Below are 25410 nucleotides of genomic sequence, written 5' to 3'. Positions count from 1 at the left end.
AATGGCGGCATGTCCGTATGGTCCAACATCGTGGATATGGCCGCGCGCGCTTTCGATCCGGAAGCCGATCCGCCTGAATTCGCGGAGGAATGTGCGCCCCGTCCGAACGATGTGGGCTTTACGGCGGCCGTGATCGGACTGGCGGCGAAGATGGCCAAGGTGGATGGCAAAGCGGAGGAGGCGGAGATGTTCGCCGCCGCTGAGGTGTTTCGCCCGCCGCCGGGCGAGGAGGTTGCGTTCCGCCGCGCCTTCCAGCTGGCCAACCAAACTGTTTTAGGATTTGAGTCCTACGCCAAGCAGATCGGCCGCAAGTACCGGGCGCGGCCCTGCCTGCTCGAAGACGTGCTCGACGGCCTTTTCCACATCGCCGCCGCCGACGGGATCGTGACGCACAACGAGATCAATTACCTGGCCGAAGTGGCCAACCATTTTGGCTTCAGCGAGATGGAATTCCGCCGCATCAAGGCGACCAATCTCGGCCCCGAGGCGGGCGACCCGTACGCCATCCTGGGTCTGCTGCCGGGCGCCACGATGGACGAGGTGCGTCATGCGTGGCGTCGCACGGCTGCGGAGAACCATCCCGATCGGATGATGCAACGCGGCGCGCCGCCCGAATTCGTGCAGATCGCGCGTGAGAAGACTGCCGCAATCAACGCGGCCTACGCGATGATCCGCGAAGAGCTGGCGGAACCGGCTGAGTAACGCTTACGCGGCCGAACGGCGCCGTGCGTTCTGATCACCCAATTCGAATTGCGCCACCAGCGACGCCAGTTCGTCGGCCTCGCGCGCGAGCGAGTGCGAGGCGGCGGTGCTTTGCTCCACCATCGCCGCATTCTGCTGCGTCGCCTGGTCCATATGATTGATGGCGGCGTTGATCTGCACGAGTGCGGTGGCTTGCTCTTGCGCCGAGGTCGCGATTTCGCCGACGAGCGATGAAATCTCGGCCACTTGGGCGACGATGCCGGTCAGCGCTTTGCCGGTTTCGCCGACGCGATTGACCCCGGTTTCGACTTGCGCGCTGGAGCGGGCGATGAGGCCCTTGATCTCTTTCGCAGCTTCCGCCGAGCGCTGAGCGAGCGCGCGGACTTCCATCGCGACAACGGCGAAGCCGCGGCCGGCTTCACCCGCACGCGCGGCTTCGACGCCGGCGTTGAGTGCAAGCAGATTGGTTTGGAACGCAATCTCGTCGATCACGCCGATGATTTGCGTGATCTGGCGTGAGGATTCTTCGATCTCGCCCATTGCGTCGATGGCTTCGCGCACGACTTTGCCGCCGTGTTCGGCGTTGGTGCGCGCCGAATGCACCGTCTCGTTGGCCTTGTTGGCGCCGGTGGCGGAGCGGGCGACAGTGGCGGTGATTTCATCGAGTGCTGCCGCCGTCTCTTCAAGCGACGCGGCTTGCTGTTCGGTGCGGCGCGAGAGGTCGTCAGCAGCTTGGCTGATTTCGCCGGCGCCAGAGCGGATGCCGTCTGAATTCATCGAGATCACGCTCATGGCTTCGCGCAATTGCGCGATGGCGGCGTTGAAATCCTTGCGCAGCTGCTCGTACTGGCCGGCGAACGGCTTGTTGGCTGCAAAGCGGAGATCACCCTTGGCAAGCTTGGCCAAGCCTTCTGCAAGCGCCTCAACGACCGTGCGCTGTTCGGCTTCCGATTTCTGGCGCTCCGCATCATTGCGCGCGCGTTCTTCTTCGGCTTGGCGGCGTTGTGCGGCGGCTTCGCCTTCGAGGCGAACGCGATCGATCGCGTTTTGGCGGAAGACGTCGACGGCTTCCTGCATTTTGCCGACCTCGTCGGCGCGCGGGGCGCGCGGCGGCGGCATGTTGAGATCGCCGTGCGCGATCTTACTCATGTCGTCGGAGAGTTGCTGCAATGGGCGGCCAACAATGCGGCCAGCGGCAACCTTTAAAGTGAAGGCGAGACCCGCGATCATCGCAAGCGCGCTGAACAGCAGCACCATTTCAATCAAGCGCGCATTGGCCATAACCGCGCTTACCGGCAGATCCACGCGCACGCGCCAAGCGATGTCGAAGTCGCTGAATTGAATGGCGCGCTCAATGCGCATCACGTCGCCGAGTTGCTCGTCGTGGAGACGCTGCACGCCATCCTGCAATTCGCCGACATCGCCGGCGGTTTGGCCGAGCAGCGCGGAATCCGGGTGATAAATGTAGAGGCCGTTGCCAGAGATCACGGAAAGGCGGCCGTTGAACGGCACATCGAGCTCGTTGAGGCTCTCCTGCAAATTCGTGAGCGCGATGTCGACGCCGGCGACGCCGCGCGCGTTCTCGCCGCGCATGATCGGCAACGCGATCGTCGTCATCAGCGTGTCGACGCCATCAACGGGATACACATAAGGGTCGAGCAAAGCAGGCTGACCGGAATTGAAGGCAAGCTGGTAGAAGTCGCCATCGCCAGCCACCTCGTAGCTTTCGAGCGGCACGACGGCGACGTTATCGCCTGCGCGGTGCCAATAGGGCACGAAGCGGCCGGTGGAGTCGTGGCCGGTGGAGCCTGCGTAGGCGCTGTCGCGCCCGTCGAACGCGTTGGGCTCCCAACCCGTCCAAGAGCCGAGAATCTCTTCGTGCGCGATGAGGGTCTCACGCATGATGTTGTTGTGGACGGCGCGGTCGGTGACGCCAGCGGCGTGAGCGGCGGAGATGGCGTCGCGCAGCGCGGCAGCGAGACCAATTGGGCGCTCGAATTCGGCTTCGACCTCGGAGGCCGCTTCACCGGCGGCGATGTCGGCAGTTTCCTGGGCGCCTTCGACGGCGGTGCTCTCCACAACCCAGGCGGCGGCGCCCGAGCCTACCGCAATGAACAGGGCCACGGCGCTCGCGCCGGCCAAAGTGATCTTTGTCGCCAGCTGACGCTGACCCAGGAATTCTTTGAGCATGTCCCCTCCGCTTGTCTGGGGACAAAGCGGCCCGATTGGTTAAGACCGGCTTGATTCGTGTGCGCTGGCCGGAAGTTTGCAGCGTCATTGGTCGCAAAAGCGCCGCACCTGCACGCCCCAGGAGCGCCGCATTGATCCTTCAGCGTGAAGGTCCATATTCGTTACCGAGGAGTTGCCGAGAATGAATGCGACCGCCACGGACTTTGGCTCCAACGCTTTGAGCGCCTTCCTGCGCGCGGCGGGGCTTTTGATTTTGGCGGTGGGCGCGGCGCTTGCGTTCGTATTTGCGTTCTTTGCGGCTCTGGTCGTCGGCTTGATGATTGCGGGCGCGGCGGTGGCGATGCGGTTTTGGCCGCGCGCCAAGCCGGTTCGCACTTCAGGCCCGGAAACGCTGGAAGCGCGACGCACCCCCGATGGCTGGGTGGTCGAAACCTTCTCGACGCGGAACTAAGCCAAGCGGCGCGAGTCGCCCTATGGTGAGCGCGCTTTGAACATCATCGATCGCCCTTCGCCCAATTTCGACGCGCGCACGCGCCCGATCGATCTCGTGGTGTTGCATTACACGGGCATGCAGGATGCTGAGACGGCGATTGCGCGGCTGACCGACCCCGCGCCCGTGGCGGGCAGGTTTCCAGGGCCGTGGCAGGCCGAGGACGTCGCGCCCGACGCGCCGCTCGGTAAGGTTTCCGCGCATTACGTCGTGGCCGAGGATGGCGCGGTGTATCGGCTCGTCGCTGAGGAGCATCGCGCCTGGCACGCGGGCGCGTCGAGCTGGGATGGCGAGGGCGACGTGAACCATCGCGCCATCGGCATCGAGATCGTGAATGGCGGCCACGATTTCGGTCTGCCGGAATTTCCAGATGCACAGATCCAGGCGGTGATCGCGCTGCTGCGCGGGATCATGGAGCGCTGGTCGCTGGGGCGCGCGCGGATCGTGGGACATTCCGATGTCGCGCCGGAGCGCAAACTCGATCCGGGCGAGCGCTTTCCTTGGAAAAAGCTGGCTGACGCCGGCGTTTCGATTTGGCCGCAAGGCGCCGCGCTTGATCTGCCGGACGATGACTATGTCGCGCATGCGCAGCAACAATTGGCCGTTTTTGGTTACGATGTGCAGGCGACAGGCGTGATGGATGCGGCGACAAAGAACGCGCTGGTCGCGTTTCAGCGTAGGTTTCGCCCCCATCAGATAGACGGCGTGCTGGACGAGGAAACGCGCAAGCTGCTGGCGGGCGTAACGTAAAAGCATTACATGAGCTCCACCAGTCGGCCGGACGGCCGCGGGCGCATGCTGGAAACGGCGCGTTCGAGGAAAGTCCGGGCTCCACGCGGATACGGCGGCGGGTAATTCCCGCCGAGAGTAATCTTAGGGATAGCGCCACAGAGAACAGACCGCCCGCAATCGCCCTCGGGCTTTGGCGGGTAAGGGTGAAACGGTGGGGTAAGAGCCCACCGCGCCAACCGTAAGGAAGGCGGCACGGCAAGCCCCGCCGGGAGCAAGACCGAATAGGGATGCAGCGGCGCCGCAAGGCGTGCGAGCCCGTCCGTGGGCGTGCATCCGGGTAGGTCGCGAGAACCATGCGGCGACGCATGGTCCAGAGGAATGGTCGTCACCGCGCAAGCGGAACAGAACCCGGCTTACAGGCCGACTGGTATTTTGATTTCTGGACTCGGCTTAGGTTTGCGCGATGAGTCACGCTCCCGTCCTCCTCGCAGAAGCGATGGACGCGCTCGCCCTTCGGGACGGGGGCGTTTATGTCGACGCGACCTTTGGCGGCGGCGGATACTCGCGCCAGATGCTTGGCCGCGCCGATTGCCGGGTGATTGCCTATGACCGCGATCCGGACGCGATTGCGCGCGGGGCGGCGTTAATCTCTGAGGAGGCACAGCGCTTCACGCTTCTGCAAGGTCGGTTTGGTGATCTGGCGCCCGACGAATTGGTGGATGGCGTGGTGTTCGACCTGGGCGTTTCCTCGTTTCAGCTCGACCAGGCCGACCGCGGGTTCTCGTTTCAGCAGGACGCGGAGCTCGACATGCGCATGGAGAAGGATGGCCCCAGCGCCGCCGACGCCGTGAACGGCATGAGCGAAGCAGCGCTCGCGGACCTGATCTATAATTACGGCGAAGACGATGAGAGCCGGCGCATTGCGCGCGCGATCGTGCAGGCGCGTGCGGCAGGAAGGATCACGCGCACGCTGCAACTGGCCGACCTGGTTGAGAAAGCGGTGGGCGGACGGCGCGGTGCGCGCACGCACCCGGCGACGAAGACGTTTCAAGCTTTGCGTATGCTGGTGAACGATGAGCTGGGCGAATTGGCGCGTGGCTTGTCGGCGGCGGAGCGGGCGCTGAAGCCGGGCGGGCGCCTGGTCGTGGTGTCGTTCCATTCGCTGGAAGATCGCATGGTCAAGCAATTCATCGCTGCGCGTGCGGATGCGCAGGGGCGCGGCTCGCGCTTCATGCCGGACCTGCCGCCAGAGCGTGCGCCAAGCTTTGTGTTGGAGCGCAAGCGCGCAACGGCGCCGAGTGATGAAGAGACGGCGCGCAATCCGCGTGCGCGCTCCGCCAGTTTGCGCTGGGCGGTGCGTACGGATGCGCCGGCGTGGGATGAACTCGAACCGCCGGCGCTGGCGCCGAAGGCGGAGGCCGAATGGAAAAAACTCAACTAGTTCGCACGCTGCAGATTGCGGCGATGGTGCTAATCATTGTGCTGGCGGTGGGGCTTTACAAGGCCAAGACCGACGCGGCGCAGACGCAGCGCCATGTGCGCCAGCTTGAACAACAGGTTGAGGAAACCGAAGCGAGCCTGCGCGCGCTGCGGGCTGAGATCGCGCATTTGGAAAGCCCGGCGCGTGTGGAAGAGATGTCGGAAAATCATCTCGGCATGAGCGTGGGCAGCGAAAGTGCGGCGTTGCCGGCTTCGGCGATGGATCGGCATCTGCCGGCGCCGCGTAGGACGAAGGCCGAGGAGTGAGGCCGTTCGCGCATAGAAGCGTCGAGGCGATTGACGCGCTCGATCCGCGCGAGGCCGCGCCGGCGCGCAACCGTGTGCGGCTGTTGGCGATCGGGATTTTCGCGGTGCTGCTTCTGCTTGCGGGCCGCGCGGTGCAATTGGCGTTCTCTGGCGATCCGTTGGCGGAGCCGCGCCGCAACGTGGCGGTGGCGGCGACGCCGCGTGCGGACATCGTGGATCGCAACGGCGAGCTGCTGGCGACGACGGTGCGCGCGTACGTGTTGGCGGCTGAGCCGCGCAATGTGTGGAATGCGGCGGAAACGGCCGATGCGCTGCGCAATGTATTTCCGGGGCTCGATCGCGAGACGGTGATCCGCCGTTTGAGCGACACGTCGCGCGACATGGTGTGGTTGCGCCGTGGCCTGACGCCGAACCAGCGCGATGAAGTGCAGGCCTTGGGCTTGGGCGGCATCGTGTTTCAAGACGAAAATCGCCGCGTCTATCCGCAGGGCCAGCTGGCGGCGCATACGATTGGCTTTACCGATGTCGATCTGCATCCGCTCTCTGGCGTTGAGCGCGGCATGGATGAGCAGGTCCGTACGGCAGGTGCGGAGGGGCGGAGCGTGCGTCTCTCGCTCGACGTGCGCATGCAATACGCGCTGGAGGAAGAGCTTGATCTCGCCGCGCGTCGCGTGGGCGCGACGGGGGCGGCGGCAATCATTCTCGATGGGCGCACGGGCGAGACCTATGCGTTGGCGTCGTGGCCGCGCTTTGATCCGAACCAAGCCGGCAGTGCGAACGAGGCGCAGCGTTTGGATCGTGTCGCGGGCGGCGTTTATGAATTGGGCTCGACGATTAAGCCGTTCACTGTGGCGATGGCGCTGCAAGAGCAGGTGACGACGAGCGGCGAAGTGTTCGATCTCAATCGCCCGCTCAATGTCGGCGGGCGGCCGATCACGGACGAGCATCCGATTGAGGGTGCGGCGACGCTGTGGAGCATTCTGGCGCAATCATCCAATCTGGGGGCCGCGCAATTGGCGTTGCGTGTCGGTGGTGCGCGGCAGCGCGATTATCTCGATCGCTTGGGGCTGACGCGCGCGGCGCGGCTTGAGCTCAGCCGCAATGGCGAACCGATCGCGCCGAATTTGACGGCGCGTCGCGATATTGCCGGACGTGGCTTTGGTTATGCGCTGGCGTCCTCGCCGGTGGCGTTGGCTGGCGCCTACACGGTGTTCACGAACCAGGGCGCGCGGGTGGAGCCGACTTTGATCGCGCGCGCGCCGGATGCGCCGGTGGAACGCACGCCGGTGTTCTCCACAGACGTGACACGGCAGATGCTGATCTATCTGCGCGCGGTGGTGACGGAAGGCACCGGCCGGGCGGCGGACGTGCCGGGGTTGCTGGTGGCGGGTAAAACCGGCACGGCGGAAACACGCGACGCGACCGGCGCCTATACGTCAGATCGCAATTTCTCCTCTTTTGCAGGCGTATTTCCGGCCAATGACCCGCGTTATGTGATCGTGCTCGCGCTCGATGGCGCGGGGGCCGATCAGGCTGGCGGCGTTGTGGCCGCGCCCGCTGTGGCGCGCACCCTGCGCCGCATAGCGCCCATGCTCGGTTTGCGTGTGGAGCCGCAAGCGCAGCCGCGCTAGGGAGAGGGCATGAAACTTGGCGAATTGTTCAAAGGTGGCGTCCCGGCGGACGCGGCCGGACTTGAGATAACCGGCCTCAGCGCGGACTCGCGCAAGGTGAAGCCGGGCTTTTTGTTCGCAGCACTCGCGGGCGTCGCTGCACACGGGCGCGATTTTGTGGTGCAAGCGAAGGCGAACGGCGCTGTGGCTGTGTTGTCGGCGGGCGATTTGGGCGCCGATCCGGGGATCGCGCATGTGGTCGCCGCCAATCCGCGCAACGCGTTTGCGCTTGCGGCGTCGGCCTTCTATCCGCGCCGGCCGCAGACGATCGTGGCGGTGACGGGCACGAACGGCAAAAGCTCCACGGTCGATTTTTTGCGCCAGATTTGGACGCATGCGGGCAAGCGCGCGGCGAGCTTGGGCACGCTAGGCGCGATCGGGCCGAGTGGCGTGGTTGATCTTGGGCACACGACGCCCGATCCAGCCGCTGTGCATGCAACCTTGAGCGCGCTTGCGGACGATGGCGTGACACATGCGGCGATGGAGGCGTCGAGCCATGGGCTTGAGCAGCATCGCGTCGATGGGCTGACGTTTGACGCTGCGGCGTTCACGAACCTCACGCAGGATCATCTAGACTATCACGTCGATATGGCGAGCTATCGCGATGCGAAGCTGAAGCTTTGGGCGCTGGTGAAGGATGGCGGCGCGGCGATCGTGAATGCCGATGCGGCGGAGGGTGGCGCGTTCGAGAATGGCGCGAAGAAGCGCGGGCTGGATGTGATCTTGTGCGGCTGGCGCGCGCCGCGCGAGCATGCGCTGAAGATCGTGGAAATTCAGCCCCGCCCGAACGCGCAATCCATGACGCTGACCTGGAACGGCAAGGAATATGATGTCGAGCTGCCGCTGATTGGAGAGTTTCAGGCTTTGAACGCGGTGTGCGCAGCGACCTTGGCGTTGGCGACGGGCGAGGCGCCGGAAGCGGTGTTTGCCGGCATGGCGAAGCTGAAGCCGGTGAAGGGCCGCATGGAGCATGTGGGCCAGAGCAAGAGCGGCGGGCATGTGTTCGTCGATTACGCGCACACGCCGGATGGCTTGGATGTGTTGTTGCGTGCGGCGCGTCCGCATGCGCCGGGGCGGATCATTTGCGTGTTCGGCTGCGGCGGCGATCGCGATGCGGGCAAGCGGCCGAAGATGGGCGCGATCGCGGCGCGTCACGCCGATGTTGTGATCGTGACGGACGACAATCCGCGCAGCGAAGATCCTGCCTCGATCCGCGCACAGATTTTGGCGGCGACGCCAGGCGCCATCGAGATTGGCGACCGTGCGCAAGCGATCCGCGAAGCGGTGGCGATGTTGAAAGCGGGCGATGCGCTGATGATCGCGGGCAAGGGCCACGAGACGGGTCAGATCATCAAAGGCGTCACGCATCCGTTCTCGGATCAGGACGTCGCGCGCGCTGCGTTGGAGAGCTAAGCATGAGTGAGCTTTGGACGGCGCAGGAAGCGGCGCGCGCAACGGGCGGCCGGTTGATCAATGGCGATCAATGGAGCGCGGGCGGTGTTTCGATCGATACGCGCACGTTGGAGCCGGGCGATCTGTTCGTGGCGCTGAAAGATGTACGCGATGGGCATGATTTCTTGGCGCAGGCTTATGTGTCGGGCGCGGGCGCAGCGTTGATCTCGGATGCGAGCAAGGCTGAAGGCATGGGGCCGGCGCTCGTTGTGCCGGACGTGTTGGACGGTTTGCGCAAGCTCGGTGAAGCGGCGCGTGAGCGTTCGACGGCAAAGCGCGTGGCGGTGACGGGTTCGGTGGGCAAGACATCGACGAAGGAAGCTCTAGCGGTTTGTCTTTCCGCGAGCGGGCAAACGCATCGCAGCGTGAAGAGCTACAACAATCATTGGGGCGTGCCGCTTACATTATCGAGGATGCCGGCGGAAAGCCGGTTTGCGGTGTTCGAGATCGGCATGAACCATCGCGGCGAAATTCTGCCGCTGACGCACATCGTGCGCCCCCATGCGGCGTTGGTGACAACGATCGCACCGGCGCATGTGGAGAATCTCGGTTCGCTCGAGGCGATCGCTGACGAGAAGGGCGATATTTACGCGGGGTTGGAGCCGGGCGGCGCAGCGCTTGTGCCGAACGAAGCGCCGCATGCGAGCCGCTTGATCGAAGCGGCGGAGCGCAATGGCGCGAATCTTATCCGCTTTGGCCGCGATTCCGTGTGCGAAGCGCGGTTGCTCAAGTTCGACATGGATGACACCGGTTCGACGGCGGAGGCGGAAATTCTTGGCCGCTTGATCCGGTATCGTGTCGGCGTCGAAGGCGCACACTGGGCGCTGAATTCTTTGGCTGCACTCGCGGCGGCGGATGTGATTGGCGCGGACCTTGATGCCGCGGCGCATGCGTTGGAGCATTTGCGTGCGTTCGACGGGCGCGGTGTGGCGACGCGCGTGGAGGCGCCGTTCGGCGGCTTTCTGCTGGTGGATGATTCCTACAACGCCAACCCCGCCTCGATGGCGGCGGCGTTTTCCACATTGGGCGCGCGCAAGCCGGCGGGAAGCGGGCGGCGGATCGCGGTGCTTGGGGATATGTTGGAACTCGGACCGGAGGAGCGCGCCTACCATTCCGGCCTTGCAACGCCTTTGCAGGAGGCCGGCGTCGATCTTGTGTTCGCGGCGGGCCCGCGCATGGCCGCTCTTATGGAGGCGCTTCCGCCGAACCTGCGCGGCGGCTATGCCGAAACTGCGGACGCGCTGATTCCAGTGATTGCAGGATCGCTGCAGGCGGGAGACATCGTGCTCGTCAAAGGCTCAAACGGATCAAAAATGAGCCGTGTCGTTGCAGCGCTATCGCGCCTCGGTGGGGATAATTGATGCTCGAGCTTCTCGGTCAACTCGAAGATCAATCGCAATTCTTCAACCTCTTCAATTACATCACCTTCCGCACCGGCGGCGCGATGTTCACCGCGATGGTGATCGCGTTCGCGATTGGCGCGCCGTTCATTGCCTGGTTGCGCAAGAAGCAGGGAAAAGGCCAACCGATCCGCAGCGACGGGCCGGAAGGGCATTTGCTCACAAAGAAGGGCACGCCGACGATGGGCGGGCTGATCATTCTGATCAGCTTGGGGATTTCTTCGCTGCTCTGGGCGGACCTCGAAAACCCCTACGTGTGGGCGGTGCTGTTGGTGACGCTCAGCTTCGGCACGATCGGCTTCATTGACGATTTCGCGAAGGTCACGAAGCAGCATCATGGCGGACTCTCCGCGAAGGTGCGCTTGGGCGCGGAATTTGGCGCGGCGCTGCTGGCGGTGCTGATCATGCTGGTGGCGGAATGGGTGGCGACAACGCCAGGCCAAACGCATGACGTGCAGGGCTTCTTCAACGCGCTGATGGCGGGCGACCCGTTGACCGCGGTGGCGCTGCCGTTCGTGCAGGGCTGGGGCGTGCAGCTTCTGGGCTTCTACATCATCTTCGCGATGATCGTGATCACGGGTTTTGGCAACGCCGTGAATCTGACCGACGGCCTCGATGGTTTGGCGATCGTTCCGGTGATGATTGCGGCGGCCACGTTCGGGATGATTTGCTATCTCGTCGGCCGCGTCGATTATTCCGCGTATCTGGGCATTCCGCACGTCGCGGGCGTCAGCGAATTGGCGACGATCCTCGGCGCGTTGCTGGGCGGCTCGCTGGGCTTTCTTTGGTATAATGCGCCGCCCGCGCGCGTGTTCATGGGCGATACGGGCTCGTTGGCGCTGGGCGGTTTGCTGGGCGCGGTGGCGGTGGCGAGCAAGCACGAAGTGGTGCTGGCGATCGTGGGCGGTCTGTTCGTGCTCGAAACGCTTTCGGTGATGGTGCAGGTGGCGGTGTTCAAGCGCACGGGCAAGCGCGTGTTCTTGATGGCGCCGGTGCACCACCATTTCGAAAAGCTCGGCTGGCAGGAGCCGACGATCGTGATCCGCTTCTGGATTATCTCGACGATCTTCGCGCTGGCCGGCTTGGCGACGCTCAAACTGCGTTGATGGTCGCGCGGTAATCTTGCGTTAACGCCGCGAAGCAGCGCACACCGCTGTCTTTAGGGCTGGAGGCGATCGGAATGATTCCGATCACGGAATTCAAAGGACGCGATGTCGCCGTGTTCGGGTTGGCCCGGACGGGGCTTGCTGCGGCGAAGGCGCTGGCGGCGGGCGGTGCGCGCGTGCACGCGTGGGACGATAGCGATGTCTCGCGCGCGAAGGCGGCGGCCGAAGGCGTCACCATCTCTGACATCAACAGCCGCGATTGGCGCACGTTTGCAGCGCTGGTGCTGTCGCCGGGTGTGCCGCTGACATTCCCTGAGCCGCATCGCGTCGTCACGCTCGCCGAAGCGACGGGCGTGCCCATCATGGGCGACATCGAATTGTTTGCGCGCGCTGTGAACGCGCTGCCGCCGACGCAACGGCCGAAGTTGATTGGCGTCACCGGCACGAACGGCAAGTCGACGACGTCGGCCTTGATTGCGCATATTCTGAAAGAAGCCGGCAAGGACGTGCGCCTCGGTGGCAATATTGGCGATGCGTTGCTGGATCAGCCGCCGCTGCATGCGGGCGCGTATTATGTGATCGAGTTGAGCTCGTATCAGCTCGATCTGACGTCGAGCCTGCGTCTCGACGCTGCGATCTGGCTGAACTTGACGCCGGATCATTTGGATCGCCACGGCGATATGGCGGCGTATGTCGAAGCCAAGAAGCGCATCTTCTTGAACCAAGGCGCCGGCGATTGGGCGATCATCGGTGTGGATGATGCGTATTGCGCGCGCGTGTGCACGGAGCTGACGCGCGCTGGCGCGCAGCACGTGGCGCCGATTTCGTCGGGCCAAGTGCTGGGGCGCGGTGTTTCTGCGCTGAACGGCAAGATCATCGATGCGCGAAGTGGGCGCTCGGAGGTCGTGGCTGATCTGGCGCAGGCGCCGGCGCTGGCCGGCAAGCACAACGCGCAGAATGCGGCGGCGGCGTTTGCGGCGGCGGGCGCGTTGGGCATTGAGGCGCGCGTGATCGCGCATGCGTTCACAACGTTTCCGGGCTTGCCGCATCGCTTGGAGCGTGTCGCGTCGATCGATGGCGTGCGCTTCATCAACGATTCAAAGGCGACGAACGCGAATGCTGCGGCGCAGGCGCTGGCGGTGTATCCGCGCGTCTATTGGATCGCGGGCGGTGTCGCCAAGGATGGCGGCATCGACGAATTGGCGTCGTTCTTTCCGCGCATGGCCAAGGCGTATTTGATCGGGCAATCGGCGGGCGAGTTCTCGGACGTGTTGCGCGGCAAAGTGCCGGTGACGATGGCGGGCAATTTGGAAGCGGCGGTGAAGCTGGCATTCAACGATGCGAAAGCCTCAGGCGAGCCGCATCCGGTGGTGCTCTTGTCGCCCGCGTGCGCGTCGTTCGATCAATTCAAATCGTACGAGGATCGCGGCGATCAATTCCGCAAATACGTGAATGCGCTGAGCGAAGCGCCGCCGCAGCGCAGCGGGGGCAAGGCTTGAGCGCGATCGCCGATCGCTTCGGCATGGCGATGGAGCGCGTGCGCACCTATGATCGCACGCTGATCGTGATAGCGCTCGTGTTGTTCGCGGCTGGCATCCTGTTTTCGATGGCGGCGAGCCCGGCGGCGACGGCGCGCATTCGCATCGAAGAAGCGTTCTATTTCGCTGCGCGACAGGCGGCCTATGCGGCGCTTGGCTTGCTGGTGATGATGAGTGCCGCCGCGTTGGAACCCAAACAGGTGCGGCGCGCGGGAACAATTCTTCTGGCGCTGTGTCTGCCGCTTGCGGCGCTCGCAGCGTTGTTCGGCACGGAGATCAAAGGCGCGCAGCGTTGGTTTGATTTCGGCTTATTTTCTTTTCAGCCATCGGAAATCTTGAAGCCTGCCTTGATCGTAGTGTGGGCATGGATGCTCAGCGAAAGCATGAAGCAACCGAAGTTCCCTGGACGGCTTGTGTCGCTCGGGCTGATGGCGCTCGCGGCCGCTGCATTGCTGGCGCAGCCGGACGTGGGGCAGACGGCGCTCTTGTTGATCTGCTTGGCGCCGATGCTGATGCTGTCGGGGATTGCGTTGCGCTATTTGCTTGGCGGCGGCGCGCTGGCGGCGCTCGGCGCCTGGGCGATCTATTCGTTTTATCCGCACGCGCGGGAACGCGTGGACACGTGGCTCAACCCAGAAGGCGACGCTGCGTATCAGGTCAATCGCGCGCTCGATGCGATCGCGGCGGGCGGGGTATTCGGTCGCGGGCCGGGCGAGGGCGTGATCAAGCGTTCCCTGCCGGACGCGCACGCAGATTTTGTATTCGCGGTGGCGGCGGAAGAGTTCGGGCTGATTGCATCGCTTGGATTGATTGCGGTTTTCTTCGTGCTCGCATTTCGCGGGCTTTCGCGTGCGAGCCGCTTGAACGATGGGTTCGAACAACTTGCGGCTGCGGGGCTCGTCACGCTGCTGGTCGCGCAGGCCGCGATCCATATCGGGGTGAACTTGTCATTGCTGCCGGCCAAGGGCATGACCCTGCCGTTCATTTCGTTCGGCGGCTCCTCGATGATCGGCTCCGCGCTGGCGTTTGGGTTCTGCCTTTCGCTTCTCCGCGATCGACCGGGCGCATATCTCACGCCGCTACGCAGAAATTATTGAACCCATGAGCAAGAAACTCGTTGTCATCGCCGCCGGCGGCACGGGCGGGCATTTGTTCCCCGCTGCGGCGTTCGCGGAGGAAATGTTCCGTCGCGGCTGGCGCGTCGTGCTGATGACGGACGCACGTGGGCGCCGGTACGCGGAAGGCTTTCCGGCGGAACGCATTGAAGACGTGCCGGCGGCGTCGCTGAGCGCAAACCCGATCACGGCGATCCCGGCGGCGTTCAAGATCATGCGCGGCATCAACGCCGCGAAGGCGCGCTTCAACGAATACAAGCCCGCCTTGGTGGCCGGCTTTGGCGGCTATCCGTCGTTCCCGGCTTTGATGGCGGCGCGCGCACACAAATCGCCGATCCTGATCCACGAACAAAACTCGGTCCTGGGCCGCGTGAACCGTTCAATGGCGACGAGCGCGAAGATCGTTGCGTGTGGGTTCGAGCGCTTGGATCGGCTGCCGGAGAAGGCGGCGGATCGCAAACGTGTTGTCGGCAATCCGGTGCGCTTGCCGATCTTGGCGGTGCGCGAGCGGCCGTATCCGGAAATTCCCGCAGGGGGCCGGATCAACATTCTGATCATCGGCGGCAGCCAAGGCGCGCGCGTGTTCGGCGACGTGATCCCGGCGGCGTTTGCGTTGTTGCCGGATGCGCTGAAGGCGCGTCTCGATGTCGTGCATCAGGTACGCGATGAGCAAATGGCGGACGCGAAGAAGGTGTACCAGAAGGCCAAGATCAACGCCGAGGTCGCGCCCTTCTTCACCGACATGGGACAACGCTTGGGGGCGACACATTTGGTGATTGCGCGCGCGGGCGCATCGTCGGTGACGGAGCTGCAGGTGGCGGGGCGGCCTGCGATCCTTGTGCCGTTCGCGGCGGCGGCGGACGATCACCAGACGGCGAACGCGGAGGGGCTGACGGCTGTCGGCGCGGCCGATCTCTTTACCGAGCAGGAATTCACGCCGGCTGCGCTCGCGGCGTGCCTGGAGCGGCGTTTGGCTGATCCGCATGGGCTGGCGGTGCGCGCGGCTGCGGCGCGGGCGTCGGCGAAGCCTGAGGCGGCGAAGACGCTGGCGGATTTGGCGGAAGGCGTTGCGGCCTAGTCCGTGACGGGCCGCGTGTGGCCGATGGGGCAATCGTAGGCGACTTGCGTGGCGGTCGCCGTGATGATGCCGACGCCGATATTCTCTGAGTTCAAATCCTCGCACGTCACCGCTTCGCGGATGGTGATGAGGTCAGCGGCTTCCAACGCGAACAGGAAGCGATTGAAGTTCTGACGCATCATGCCGGTGACGGCTTGTTGGCGGCGCATCGTGCCGTCGAAGGCGCCGGGGGCGTCGGCGTTGTCCCAATGCTCGACGGGGCGGCCAGTGGGGGCGGCGGCGAGAAAGCCGAGTGCTGCGCCGTAGGCCGCGCCCTCCCAACGTGCGGCGACGTAATCCGTGTCAGCCGCATCGCCCGCAATCGCTGCGCCGACGACGCCGGCGTCGATCGCAGTACGCACCATTTCGGGCGTCACGCCTGGCATGCGAGCTTGGAGGCGCGCGTCGTACGTGCCCTCGAACGCGACGCAATTGGATTGGCGCAATTGGCGGCACATGCGCCGCTCGAGCACGTAATGCACGCTGGCGTCGGCGTTCTTGTCGGTGAACGGGATCATATTGGGCCCGTGCAGATCGACGAAAGTGACGCTCAGCAAATAATCCGCCTCGCGCAGATTGTCGGCGCGCATGTCGGCGTCATCGAGCCAGGAATTGAGCATGGAGGCGACGTCGGCGCGGGTGGGGCGCGTGGTGATGACGTCGCCGCCGTCGAACAGCACGAATTCCGGCGCGCCGATGATCTCGTACACGGCCACGTTCTCATGCAGCGGGGTGCCGCGATCGGCGGTGGCGACATACGTCGGCGGCAGAACCGGGCGGCGCAGCGCGCGGACGTCTTCCGTTGAGGCGCAGGCGGCGACGCACAGGGCCGAGGCGCCGGCCAGCAGCTTCAGGGAGCGCATCGTGAAGTCCTTTCGATCCACGCTCCTTTTCGCATTGCCGGGTTAACAAAATACAATGCAAGGTTGCATGCCGATTTCTGTTGTGTCTGCATCCGGGCGGGCGCTCAGCGGCGGACAGGCTCCAGAAGGGCCGCGTCGGGCCCGGAGGGCTGGATCATGGAAGACTTGTTCCGAGATTATTGGTGGCTGATGTTTCCGATGGCTTGGTTCGCGCTCGCGCTGATTAACGCGATCAAGGGTGAGCCGAATGCGTCGCGCACGATCCGCGCGACCAACGCGCAATTGGGGGCTGATCGTGACGTTCGCTGAATTCTTCGCTTCGTATTGGTGGCTGATGTTCCCAATCTTCGGGATGGCTATGGCGTTTCAGGGCGCGAACCAAAGCGCCAAGCGCACACGGACTGCGCTGGATCTGGTGAAGTCCTACATCGACCAAGGCAAAGAGCCGCCGCCGGAGCTCCTCAAGCTCGCCATGCGCGAGGAAGAGGACGAATACGAGATCGACGGTGTGCGCAAGACGGGTTCGGGCAAGAACTCGACGGCGTGGAGCGCTGTAACATTCACGGCGCTCGCGGCGGGGTTTGGCGTCGGCTATTGGTACGTGCAGGCTGAAGACTACGCCTTTGCGTTCCTGATCGTCGCGGTAACGATGGGCGTGCTCGCGCTCGGCTCGCTGCTCATCCTGCTCTTCGGCCGCAAGTGATCCGCATATGGACCCGGCCGAAGAAGCGCGCCTCCTAGGGCTCGCGCGTCGCGGCGACATGCGTGCGTTCGGCAGATTGGTCGACGCGCATCAGCCGGCGGTACGCGCTTTCCTGCGCAGGCTCGTTGGCTCGTACGCCGATGCCGACGACATCGCGCAAGACGCGTTCGCGCGCACCTGGGAAGTGCTGAACCGTTATGACGGACGCTCCAGCTTGCGCAGCTTCATCTGCGGCGTAGCGTTCCAATATTGGCGTCGCGGCCGCCGCGCCGACAATCGCCGCTTGGCGCGCGACACCGCGTATTCGGAGCTTGAGGATAGTCACACGGACGCGCCGCAAAACACACCGGAGCGCCTAGCGCTGCGTCGGGCGATGGACGAGCTGCCGCCCGATCAGCGCGCGGTGCTGGCGATGTGCTTAGGCCAAGATTTTACGCATGCGGAAGCCGCTGAGGTGTTGAAGCTTCCATTGGGGACGGTGAAATCCCATATTGTACGTGGACGGGCGCGGCTGCAGGCTGCGCTCGGCCTCGCGCCGGAGACGAACTCATGAGTGACGATCTCTCCCTTGCCGCGCTCCTTGGTGAAGCGCCGAAGACGCCCGATCCGGGGTTCCGGTTCGATGTGCTGGCGCGCGTAAGCGAACGTGCGGCGAAGCGTGAAGCTTGGACGCGCGGAATTATGCAGGTGGCGGCGTTTACCGCTGTGGGCCTGTTGGCGGCTTTGGTGCAGTTCGCGAGCGTGAGCGCGGGCGCTTGGATGCCGGTGCTGAGCACGGCGGGCGCGCTGGCTGTATCGGCGGTGTTTGCGCTGGTGGTGATCCAAGGGCCGAAAGCGGCTCTGGCGCGGGCGCGGACGGTGTTCGCCGGCGCCTAAAGGCGCCTATCTGCCGCCGCGATGGCTCCCTATAATGCCGGTTCATACCGCTTGGGGATTTCATGCTGCGTCGCGCCATTCCGTTTGACACTGGGCCCGTTCATTTCGTCGGCATCGGCGGCATTGGCATGTCGGGCATTGCCGCCGTGATGAAGAACCTCGGTTACGAGGTGACGGGATCTGACGCCAAGGACGGCGCCAATATCGAGCGGCTGCGCGCCCAGGGCATTCAAATTTCGATCGGCCACAAGGCCGAGAACACGGCGCAGGCTGGCGTTGTGGTGATTTCCTCAGCGATCAAGACGGGCAATCCGGAAGTTGACGCTGCGCGCGCGCGTGGCGTGCCGATCGTGCGCCGCGCCGAGATGCTGGCCGAGATCATGCGTTTGAAGTGGACGGTCGCGATCGGCGGCACGCACGGCAAGACGACGACGACGTCGATGATCGCCGCATTGCTCGACGCCGGTGACAAAGACCCCACCGTCATCAATGGCGGCATTATCAATGCCTACGGCGCCAATTCGCGCATGGGCGAAGGCGAGTGGATGGTGGTGGAGGCCGACGAAAGCGACGGCACCTTCACGCGTCTGCGCGCAACGGCGGTGGTCGTCACCAATATGGATCCCGAGCATCTGGATCATTACGGCTCGGCCGACGCGATGAACGCGGCGTACCAGACGTTCGTGGAAAATATTCCGTTCTACGGCTTTGCCGTGATGTGCCTCGATCACCCGCAGGTGCAGGCGTTGGCGGCGAAGGTGCGTGACCGGCGCGTGATTTCGTATGGCTTCAATCCGCAGGCCGATGTGTGCGCGATGAATGTGCGCCCGTCGCGCGATGGATCGACGTTCGACGTGGTGGCGCGCAAGAAGGGCGAAGGGCCGGGGGTGACGCTGCACGATCTCTTCCTGCCGGTGGCCGGACGGCACAATGTGCAGAACGCGGTGGCCGCGATCGCGGTGGCGCGCGAACTGGGCGTGACCGATAGCGGCATTCGCAATGGCTTGAAGAAATTCGCCGGCGTGAAACGGCGCTTCACCACGACGGGCTATTGGAACGAAGTGCGTATTGTCGATGATTACGGGCATCACCCGGTCGAGATCGCGGCGGTGCTCTCTGCTGCGCGCGAGATGACGGAGGGCCGCGTGCTCGCCATCGTGCAGCCGCACCGCTACACGCGCCTGCGCGATCTGTTCAATGAATTCTCGACCTGCTTCAACGACGCGGACATCGTGTGCGTCGCCGATGTGTATGCGGCGGGCGAGCAGCCGATTGATGATGTGAACGCAGATGCGCTGGCGATCAGCTTGAAGAGCCACGGCCACCGCGACGCGCGCCGCATCGCGAATTTGGATAACCTTCCGGAATTCGTGCGCGCGGAAGCGAAGCCGGGCGATATCGTTGTGTGCTTGGGTGCGGGCGATATCACGGCGTACGCGAATGCGTTGCCGGCGAAGCTGGGTGCGGCGGCGGCGTGATAGGCCCACGCGGATGAGCCCCGCCATACTCAGCACGCTCGTTCTGGGCGTGACGTTGGCGCTGTTTGCTTCGGGGCGTGTGCGGCATGATCTTGTGGCGCTTTTGGCGCTGGCGTCGTGTCTGTTGCTTGGCCTGGTGGCGCCGGCGGATGCGTTCTCCGGCTTCGCTGATCAGTCGGTGGTGGTGATCGTCGCGGTGCTGATCATCGGCCGGGCGATTGAGCTCTCCGGCGTTGCCGACGCGGTGACGGATAGGCTTGCCGCTCTGAAGGCGCCGTTTCCGTTGCAACTGGGCGGAATTTTAATCATCGGCGCTGCGCTCTCGGCGTTCATGAACAATATAGCTGCGCTCGCGATCACCATGCCGGCGGTGGTCGGTGTGTGCCGCGCGCACAATCTGCCGCCAAGTGCGGGACTCATGCCGATGGCGTTCGCCACCATTCTGGGCGGCATGACGACGCTGATCGGTACGCCGGCGAATTTGATCTTGTCGTCGGTGCGCGAGGATCAATTGGGCGCGCCGTTCGCATTTTTTCAGATGACGCCTGTAGCCGGGGCGGTCGCCATCGCGGGCGTGGCGTATATTTGCTTGATCGGCTGGCGGCTCGCGCCGCGCCGCGATTCCGGCGAGGCCGCGCCAAAGGACGCCTATGCTGTCTTCGAACTCGGTCCGATTTCGCAGGAGGAGATGAACGAAGTAGCGGAGGCCGCGCTGATCGAGGCGCTGAAGAGCGCAAAGGTGGCGGCGCTCGCGGTGCTGCGCGGGAGCCGTGTTCTGGATTTAACCACCGCACGGCCGCTGCAGGCGCGCGATCGGCTCTTGCTTGGCGGCACGGTTGATCCTTGGGAGGCCGCCAAGAAGCTGAACCTTTCGCTCCATGCGCAACGGTCGTCGGCCGAGGACGCGGCGACGATTGTCGTTGTGGTGGGCAATGGCTCGCCGCTGGTTGGGCGCCCGGTCGATACGGTGCGCTGGGATACGAACGGCGAAGTGGTCGTGATCGCGGGTGGCCGGCGCGCCGCCGAAGTGCGCCAACCGATGCAACGTCTTCGCATCGAGGCGGGCGACCAGTTGACGATGCATGGCTCCGCCGAACAGATCGCGATTTATGCGCGCTATGCGCGTTTGCTTGAGGTTGCGCGCCGCGCTACCGCGCGGATCAATGTGCCGCGCGCTCTGACGGCGCTCGGCATTTACGCCGCCGCGGTCGTGGCGTCGGTGTCGATCGGCATGCCGACGGCATTTTCGTTTGGCGCGGCGGCGGCCTTGATCGCGGCGCTGGGCTTTCTGCCGCCGAAGGAAATCTATTCGTCCGTGGATTGGTCGATCATTGTGCTGATCGGCGCTATGATCCCGGTTGGCGAGAGCTTTCAGTCGTCCGGGGCGGCGCTGATTTTTGCTGGAGAGCTCGCGCAGCTGCTGGATGGCGCGCCCTTATTCTGGGCGGCGGTGGCGATGGTGGCGGCGACGATGCTGCTGTCGATCTTCCTCAACAATGTCGCCACCGCGATCATCATGGGCCAGATCGCGGTGTCGGTGGCGCAGGCGATCGGCGTGTCGCCGGATGCGCTGTTGATCGCGGTGCTGATTGGCGCGTCGTCTGACTTTCTGACGCCGATCGGCCACCAGAATAATCTCTTAGTGATGGGGCCGGGCGGCTATCGCTTCATGGATTATGGGCGCGTTGGCGCGCCTTTGGCGGTGCTCGTGATTTTCGTGGCGGCCAAGATGATTGAGCTGGGTTTCGCGGGGTGATCCTCACTGCGCCGGCGTCAGCCGTTCGCGCAGGGCGCGGACGCGTTGGAGTAATGGCTGAGCTTGGTTGATTGTGGCGCCGAAGTCGAAAGTGGTGGGCGCTGCGCCGTTGATGCTGAGTGATTCCGCGCCGCCGTCGGCGCAATCGGGGCAGCCGATTGTGGCGGGTAGGCCGCTCAGATCGGTGGCGGCGGCGAGGCGTTGCAGTTCTTGCCATTCGGCGGGCGTGAGTGTGGCGGTAAAGCGCTGGTCGGGCAGTTGGGCGCCGCCACGTCCGCCGCGCCCATCGCGGATCAGCACGGCTTGGCCTTCCGAGATTTCGAGCCGCGTCGTGCAATAGCCGACGCACATGCCGAACGACGTGGTCGAGACGATCTGGCGAATTTCGCTTGAGGCCGGCGCGGGCGCGCTGGCGCAGGCGGCGAGAGAAAAGAGCGCCGCGGCGAGGCCGAGTTTGGCTTGAGCGAGAAGGTGCACAGAAGGTCTCCGAGTTAGCAGGGGAGTGTAGTGTTTCGCGCGCTGAACGGGAGATGAAGGTCGCCCGTGCTGGCTACACGTTCGGCCTGATGTAACGGTGCGCAAAGGCGAGAAAGGCAGGTGCGAGAACGAGGACTGCATGGCCGCCTTCGATAGCCAACGAGGCGGCGCCTAAGACGGCTAATATCGCAAATAGCATGAAGCCGGTCGTCCAACGCAGCCGGCGCTCAATGAGCCATCGATCCAATCGCTGGAGCGCTTTCAAGGGATTGGCCGTCGCGAGTTCCTGACATGAGTGCGTCGTGCAGGCGACTCGGCGCCGAAACATTTGACGATTTCCCCGACTCTGCGCAGCCCGGTAGGATGGCTGACACCGCATCACGCAAGCGCATCCGTGAACCGCTTCGCGCGGCGATCGTCTATGATTTCGACGGCACGCTCGCGCGCGGCAATCTGCAGGAGCGCAGCTTCATTCCCGATATCGCCGGCATGAAGCATCCGGACTTTTGGCTCGAGGTGAAGCGCCTCGCCAAAGCCGAGGATGCCGACGAGATCCTCGTCTATATGCATTTGATGCTCGATCGTGCGCGCGCGGCGGGGCATCCGGTCACGCGAAAGCAATTGCAAGAGACAGGCGCCGATCCGGATTTCTTCGATGGCCTCGATCATTGGTTCGATCGCGTCGATGCGTTCGCGGATGATCTGGGGCTGCAGCTCGATCATTACGTCGTCTCATCCGGCATTTACGAGATGATTGAAGGCTGCCCGCTGTTTCCGCGCTTTCGCAACGTGTTCGCCTCTCGCTTTCTCTACGATAAGAACGGCGAAGCGAAATGGCCGAGCGTGGCGATCAATTACACGACCAAGACGCAATTCCTGTTCCGCATCAATAAGGGCATAGACAATGTCTGGGATACGGAATCGATCAATCGCTGGATGCACGATGATGCGCGCGCGCTGCCGTTCGAGCGCATGATCTTCATCGGCGATGGCGACACCGACATTCCATCGATGCGGATGGTGACGCAGCAGGGCGGCTGCGCGATCGCGGTGCTCGATCCGTATCAATGGACCGAGCCGCGTTCGCTGGACAAAATCTCGCGCCTGATCTCGGAAGATCGCGTGAGCTATGTGGCGCCGGCCGACTATCAGCCGAAGAGCCAGCTCGACGTGATCGTCAAAGGCGCGCTCGGCCGGATTGCTCTGCGCGCTGGGCTGAAAATCGAAGCTTAGTGCGGACTGCCGGATGTCGCCGCGGTTGGCGCCACGGCTGACGGGGGCGGCACACGTTCGACCCGCGTAACAGCGCGCGGAAAATCGTGATCGCCGCCGATCACGCGCACGCCCAAACCGTTACCGGTGCAGACGAAGCTGTGGCCTGCGTCGATTCCCAAGGTTTCATCGAAGCGTATGTCGCGCGTGCCGCCCTGCACGGTCAGGAAATATTCCCGCGACGGGCCCACGCGCACTTTGAGGCGCTCGGCGTCGACGACATTGAAGCCGCTGACGTCCATCGGGCGGAAGCAATCGCGATCGGCTGTGTCTGCGCTCTCCGCGGCGGTAGACGCGCACGCGCCTAGCGCCAACGCGCAAGCCAACACAATAAGGGCGCGCATGTCAGCTGCCCGTCGGTTGTTCGTCGTTGGGCGCGCGCGCGATCGAGTTCACGGGATATGTGCGCCGAGGTTCGCCGCCGATGATGTCAACGCCGATGCCGCTGCCCGTGCAGATCCAGCTTGTTTGGCTGCGAATGCCGATCGCTTGCGTCCAATCCAAGTCACGCGCGTTCCAAGCGGTTGTCAGGATGTAATTCCGGCCGTGTACGCGCAGGCCGATATTGTGATTGTCGATGACGCTGAACCCGTTGACGTCTTCGCTGCGGAAGCAATCGCGTTCGCCGCCCGGCGCGCTGGCGGCGGTGTTGGTGGTTTCGCCGGTGGCGCAGGCGGCAAGCGCGAAGGCGGCGGCGAGTAGAATTCCCATACGCTTCATAAGGCGTCTCCTCTGGCGATGAATATGCGCCGCTCATGAGGGCGCGGCGAGGCGCCCGGTGCGTTGACGGCGCTCAAATCCCTGCGATACGCCATCAAGAATGAGTGAACTCGCCCTGCCGACCGTCCGTGGACAAATTTTGCGCGGGGAGAGCCTTGCGCCGTTCACCTGGTTTCGCGTCGGCGGGCCGGCCGAGGCGCTGTTCATTCCGGCCGACGAGGACGACCTCTCAGAGTTCTTGCGGGCGCTGCCGCAAGAGATCCCCGTCACCGTGCTGGGCGTGGGCTCGAATGTGATCGTGCGCGATGGCGGCGTGCCTGGCGTGGTGATCCGCTTGGCGGGGCGGCAATGGGCGCAGATCGTCACCGATTTTGACAGCGTCGACGCGCCGGAGGCGCGCGTCATCGCCGGCGCCGGCGCGTTGGATTCCATGGTGGCGAAGGCGGCGGCGAAGGCGGGGGTCGCGGGATTGGAATTCTTCGCCGGCATTCCTGGAACGATCGGCGGCGCCCTGACGATGAACGCAGGTTGCTATGGCGCCGAGACCAAGGACGTCTTGGAGGCTGCGTGGGGCTTTGATCGCAGCGGCGAGATGCGCACGTTCAGCGTGGAGGATATGGGCTTCACCTATCGGCATAGCGCGTTCGATGGCGAGATCATCTGGATGCAAGCGGTGTTCAAAGGTCGTCGCGATACGCCGGAAGCCGTGCAAGCGCGCATGAACGAGATCACGGCGCGGCGCGAAGGCTCGCAGCCGATCCGTGAGAAGACGGGCGGGTCGACGTTCAAAAATCCAGAATTGGAAAACGGCGAGAAGCTTTCGGCCTGGAAGCTTGTCGATGAAGCGGGCATGCGCGGCTACAAGCGCGGCGGTGCGCAAGTGAGCGAGAAGCACGCGAATTTTCTCATCAATACGGGCGACGCGACAGCGGCGGATATCGAAGGTCTTGGCGAAGACGTGCGCGCGGCTGTGAAGGCCAAGCACGGTGTGGAGTTGAACTGGGAGATTAAGCGCATCGGGCGCGCTTAGTCTGGACCGCCGGCGCCCTCGCCGGCATCTTCGTTTGCGCAAGCTCGTAGGTGTGCGAGTTTGGCTCTGTGCCGGGCGGGGGCGCCGGCGGTCCAGACTAGTTGAGGCTTGCGGCAAACGCGTTGACCAGCGCGGCGAAGCTGGCGTCGCGGACGTAGAACACAGCGCCAGCCGCGATCGCGATGAGCGCGCTGATGCAGAGGGTTGCCGCCAACACGCCAAACGCGCCCATGCCTCGCTTCTTCGGCTTTTCGCTGATCGGCGCGGGTGCTGGTCGCGCAACTGCGACGCGCGGCGTGGGCGCTGCGGCGATGGCTTGTGGCTTTGGCGCCGGCGCCGGTGTGAGCGCGGCGGCTTTGCGTTCGCGGATCGGGCGCGTGCGCTTTTCCGATTTTCGTGGCGCAGGGCGGATCGGCGTTTGCGTTGGTGTTGGCGCTTGCGGGCCGAGCAGGCGCTGCCAGGCGCGCGTGGTTTGCTTGCCGCGCGGCAGCTTCAGGGCGCGGCCTGCTTCTTTGGGCGGGCGCGTCGCGTCGAGCCGCACGGTCACAAGTTTACCGTTGGCCTTGGCGCGGCGTGCGGCGGCGCGCAAAGCCGGCCCGCGCGCTTGCCCGCCGGACCAAAGCAGCACGACCTTGTGCGCTTGATCGACCTCGGCGCCGGTGATGCGCCCGTCGCAGCCTGCGACTTGGAAGCCGAGCTTGGAGAGGTCGCCGGCGACGCGGCGCGCGTGCTTCAGGGCGTTGGCGTTCGGGGCGAGGATGACGACGGGATCTGACATAGCGTGACGCTGGCGGGGTTCGCGGCGCGGCGCCAAGGGCGCGGGGCGCGGCTCGCATGCTTAGAGGAGCGGCGCCCATTTCGATGGCGCCGGGCGCCGATCCAGTGCGCGACTGCGCGGTCAGAAAAAACGCGCGTCGGGTGAGACCGACGCGCGTTCGCACACAGGAGAATGTGCGAGGGGAAGGCTCGTATAATCG

At 64.4% G+C, this 25410-nt stretch carries 26 protein-coding genes and 1 other RNA gene; 21 read left to right on the top strand and 6 right to left on the bottom strand.

Annotation, left to right across the window (positions count from 1 at the left end; translation table 11 throughout):
- Window positions 1-9: 9 nt before the first annotated feature.
- On the top strand, window positions 10-702 hold the full coding sequence (locus tag EPJ54_RS07545) for a J domain-containing protein (RefSeq protein WP_135211027.1): 693 nt from the start codon (window positions 10-12) through the stop codon (window positions 700-702).
- Window positions 703-705: 3 nt separating this feature from the next.
- On the opposite strand, the gene EPJ54_RS07540 is transcribed toward EPJ54_RS07545, so the two are convergent.
- On the bottom strand, window positions 706-2892 hold the full coding sequence (locus tag EPJ54_RS07540; protein ID WP_135211026.1) for a methyl-accepting chemotaxis protein: 2187 nt from the start codon (window positions 2890-2892) through the stop codon (window positions 706-708).
- Window positions 2893-3073: 181 nt separating this feature from the next.
- Between EPJ54_RS07540 and EPJ54_RS07535 the strand changes: the two genes are divergently transcribed.
- From EPJ54_RS07535 to murG, 12 genes are all read left to right on the top strand, one after another.
- Window positions 3074-3343, top strand: coding sequence for a hypothetical protein (locus tag EPJ54_RS07535; RefSeq protein ID WP_135211025.1), 270 nt, complete (start codon window positions 3074-3076; stop codon window positions 3341-3343).
- A 36-nt stretch (window positions 3344-3379) separates the two neighbouring features.
- On the top strand, window positions 3380-4132 hold the full coding sequence (locus EPJ54_RS07530; RefSeq protein WP_135211024.1) for an N-acetylmuramoyl-L-alanine amidase: 753 nt from the start codon (window positions 3380-3382) through the stop codon (window positions 4130-4132).
- Window positions 4133-4151: 19 nt separating this feature from the next.
- An RNA gene (gene rnpB, locus EPJ54_RS07525) (RNase P RNA component class A) lies at window positions 4152-4546 on the top strand.
- A gap of 31 nt (window positions 4547-4577) precedes the next feature.
- Window positions 4578-5555 (top strand): 16S rRNA (cytosine(1402)-N(4))-methyltransferase RsmH, encoded by a 978-nt coding sequence (rsmH, locus tag EPJ54_RS07520; protein ID WP_135211023.1) that lies wholly within the window; start codon window positions 4578-4580, stop codon window positions 5553-5555.
- On the top strand, window positions 5537-5860 hold the full coding sequence (gene ftsL / locus EPJ54_RS07515; protein ID WP_135211022.1) for a cell division protein FtsL: 324 nt from the start codon (window positions 5537-5539) through the stop codon (window positions 5858-5860). The genes rsmH and ftsL overlap by 19 nt, the downstream gene beginning before the upstream one ends.
- Window positions 5857-7491, top strand: coding sequence for a peptidoglycan D,D-transpeptidase FtsI family protein (locus tag EPJ54_RS07510; RefSeq protein ID WP_135211021.1), 1635 nt, complete (start codon window positions 5857-5859; stop codon window positions 7489-7491). The genes ftsL and EPJ54_RS07510 overlap by 4 nt, the downstream gene beginning before the upstream one ends.
- A 9-nt stretch (window positions 7492-7500) precedes the next feature.
- Complete coding sequence (locus EPJ54_RS07505) at window positions 7501-8943, top strand: UDP-N-acetylmuramoyl-L-alanyl-D-glutamate--2,6-diaminopimelate ligase (RefSeq protein WP_135211020.1); 1443 nt, start codon at window positions 7501-7503, stop codon at window positions 8941-8943.
- 2 nt (window positions 8944-8945) lie between these two features.
- On the top strand, window positions 8946-10343 hold the full coding sequence (locus EPJ54_RS07500) for a UDP-N-acetylmuramoyl-tripeptide--D-alanyl-D-alanine ligase (protein ID WP_135211019.1): 1398 nt from the start codon (window positions 8946-8948) through the stop codon (window positions 10341-10343).
- Window positions 10343-11488 (top strand): phospho-N-acetylmuramoyl-pentapeptide-transferase, encoded by a 1146-nt coding sequence (gene mraY / locus EPJ54_RS07495; protein ID WP_135211018.1) that lies wholly within the window; start codon window positions 10343-10345, stop codon window positions 11486-11488. The genes EPJ54_RS07500 and mraY overlap by 1 nt, the downstream gene beginning before the upstream one ends.
- Before the next feature lie 74 nt (window positions 11489-11562).
- Window positions 11563-12987 carry a UDP-N-acetylmuramoyl-L-alanine--D-glutamate ligase gene (gene murD / locus EPJ54_RS07490; protein ID WP_135211017.1) on the top strand — a complete coding sequence of 475 codons (1425 nt, stop codon included), beginning with the start codon at window positions 11563-11565 and terminating at the stop codon, window positions 12985-12987.
- On the top strand, window positions 12984-14123 hold the full coding sequence (locus EPJ54_RS07485; protein ID WP_135211016.1) for an FtsW/RodA/SpoVE family cell cycle protein: 1140 nt from the start codon (window positions 12984-12986) through the stop codon (window positions 14121-14123). The genes murD and EPJ54_RS07485 overlap by 4 nt, the downstream gene beginning before the upstream one ends.
- 4 nt (window positions 14124-14127) lie before the next feature.
- Window positions 14128-15219 (top strand): undecaprenyldiphospho-muramoylpentapeptide beta-N-acetylglucosaminyltransferase, encoded by a 1092-nt coding sequence (gene murG / locus EPJ54_RS07480; RefSeq protein WP_135211015.1) that lies wholly within the window; start codon window positions 14128-14130, stop codon window positions 15217-15219.
- Here murG and EPJ54_RS07475 read toward each other — a convergent pair.
- Window positions 15216-16121, bottom strand: coding sequence for a hypothetical protein (locus EPJ54_RS07475; RefSeq protein ID WP_135211014.1), 906 nt, complete (start codon window positions 16119-16121; stop codon window positions 15216-15218). The genes murG and EPJ54_RS07475 overlap by 4 nt on opposite strands.
- Before the next feature lie 156 nt (window positions 16122-16277).
- Between EPJ54_RS07475 and EPJ54_RS19785 the strand changes: the two genes are divergently transcribed.
- The 6 genes from EPJ54_RS19785 to EPJ54_RS07450 all read left to right on the top strand — a co-directional run bounded on the left by EPJ54_RS19785 (window position 16278) and on the right by EPJ54_RS07450 (window position 20934).
- Window positions 16278-16430 carry a hypothetical protein gene (locus tag EPJ54_RS19785; protein WP_167755616.1) on the top strand — a complete coding sequence of 51 codons (153 nt, stop codon included), beginning with the start codon at window positions 16278-16280 and terminating at the stop codon, window positions 16428-16430.
- Window positions 16417-16824: a hypothetical protein gene (locus EPJ54_RS07470; protein WP_135211013.1), complete on the top strand. Its 408-nt coding sequence runs from the start codon at window positions 16417-16419 to the stop codon at window positions 16822-16824. Before EPJ54_RS19785 ends, EPJ54_RS07470 begins: the two co-directional genes overlap by 14 nt.
- A gap of 7 nt (window positions 16825-16831) precedes the next feature.
- Entirely contained in the window at window positions 16832-17377 is a 546-nt protein-coding gene (locus EPJ54_RS07465) for an RNA polymerase sigma factor (protein WP_135211012.1), read from the top strand.
- Window positions 17374-17700, top strand: coding sequence for a hypothetical protein (locus EPJ54_RS07460; RefSeq protein WP_135211011.1), 327 nt, complete (start codon window positions 17374-17376; stop codon window positions 17698-17700). Before EPJ54_RS07465 ends, EPJ54_RS07460 begins: the two co-directional genes overlap by 4 nt.
- A gap of 62 nt (window positions 17701-17762) precedes the next feature.
- Window positions 17763-19178, top strand: a complete 1416-nt coding sequence (gene murC / locus EPJ54_RS07455) for a UDP-N-acetylmuramate--L-alanine ligase (RefSeq protein WP_135211010.1) — start codon at window positions 17763-17765, stop codon at window positions 19176-19178.
- Between the two features lie 13 nt (window positions 19179-19191).
- Window positions 19192-20934 carry an SLC13 family permease gene (locus EPJ54_RS07450; protein WP_135211009.1) on the top strand — a complete coding sequence of 581 codons (1743 nt, stop codon included), beginning with the start codon at window positions 19192-19194 and terminating at the stop codon, window positions 20932-20934.
- 3 nt (window positions 20935-20937) lie between these two features.
- Here the strand turns inward: EPJ54_RS07450 and EPJ54_RS07445 are convergent, their stop codons facing one another.
- Window positions 20938-21411 carry a hypothetical protein gene (locus EPJ54_RS07445; RefSeq protein ID WP_135211008.1) on the bottom strand — a complete coding sequence of 158 codons (474 nt, stop codon included), beginning with the start codon at window positions 21409-21411 and terminating at the stop codon, window positions 20938-20940.
- A 363-nt stretch (window positions 21412-21774) separates the two neighbouring features.
- On the opposite strand from EPJ54_RS07445, the gene EPJ54_RS07440 reads away from it, so the two are divergent.
- A complete protein-coding gene (locus EPJ54_RS07440) occupies window positions 21775-22644 on the top strand; it encodes an HAD family hydrolase (RefSeq protein WP_135211007.1) in 870 nt (289 codons plus the stop codon).
- On the opposite strand, the gene EPJ54_RS07435 is transcribed toward EPJ54_RS07440, so the two are convergent.
- Together EPJ54_RS07435 and EPJ54_RS07430 are read right to left on the bottom strand one after the other, a co-directional pair.
- Entirely contained in the window at window positions 22641-23027 is a 387-nt protein-coding gene (locus EPJ54_RS07435) for a DUF6491 family protein (protein WP_135211006.1), read from the bottom strand. The genes EPJ54_RS07440 and EPJ54_RS07435 overlap by 4 nt on opposite strands.
- Before the next feature lies 1 nt (window position 23028).
- Window positions 23029-23403: a DUF6491 family protein gene (locus tag EPJ54_RS07430; protein WP_135211005.1), complete on the bottom strand. Its 375-nt coding sequence runs from the start codon at window positions 23401-23403 to the stop codon at window positions 23029-23031.
- A gap of 100 nt (window positions 23404-23503) precedes the next feature.
- Between EPJ54_RS07430 and murB the strand changes: the two genes are divergently transcribed.
- The gene (murB, locus tag EPJ54_RS07425; protein WP_135211004.1) at window positions 23504-24433 is read left to right on the top strand and encodes a UDP-N-acetylmuramate dehydrogenase; all 930 of its coding nucleotides are present in this window, start codon (window positions 23504-23506) and stop codon (window positions 24431-24433) included.
- A gap of 97 nt (window positions 24434-24530) precedes the next feature.
- Here murB and EPJ54_RS19780 read toward each other — a convergent pair whose 3' ends face one another.
- A complete protein-coding gene (locus EPJ54_RS19780) occupies window positions 24531-25211 on the bottom strand; it encodes a hypothetical protein (protein ID WP_167755493.1) in 681 nt (226 codons plus the stop codon).
- Between the last annotated feature and the right edge of the window lie 199 nt (window positions 25212-25410).

It is taken from the genome of Vitreimonas flagellata (assembly GCF_004634425.1).
In the GTDB taxonomy this organism is placed as follows: Bacteria; Pseudomonadota; Alphaproteobacteria; order Caulobacterales; family Aquidulcibacteraceae; genus Vitreimonas; species Vitreimonas flagellata.
The sequence above is the reverse complement of the archived record's forward strand: the minus strand, read 5'-3'. Positions and strand labels throughout refer to the sequence as shown.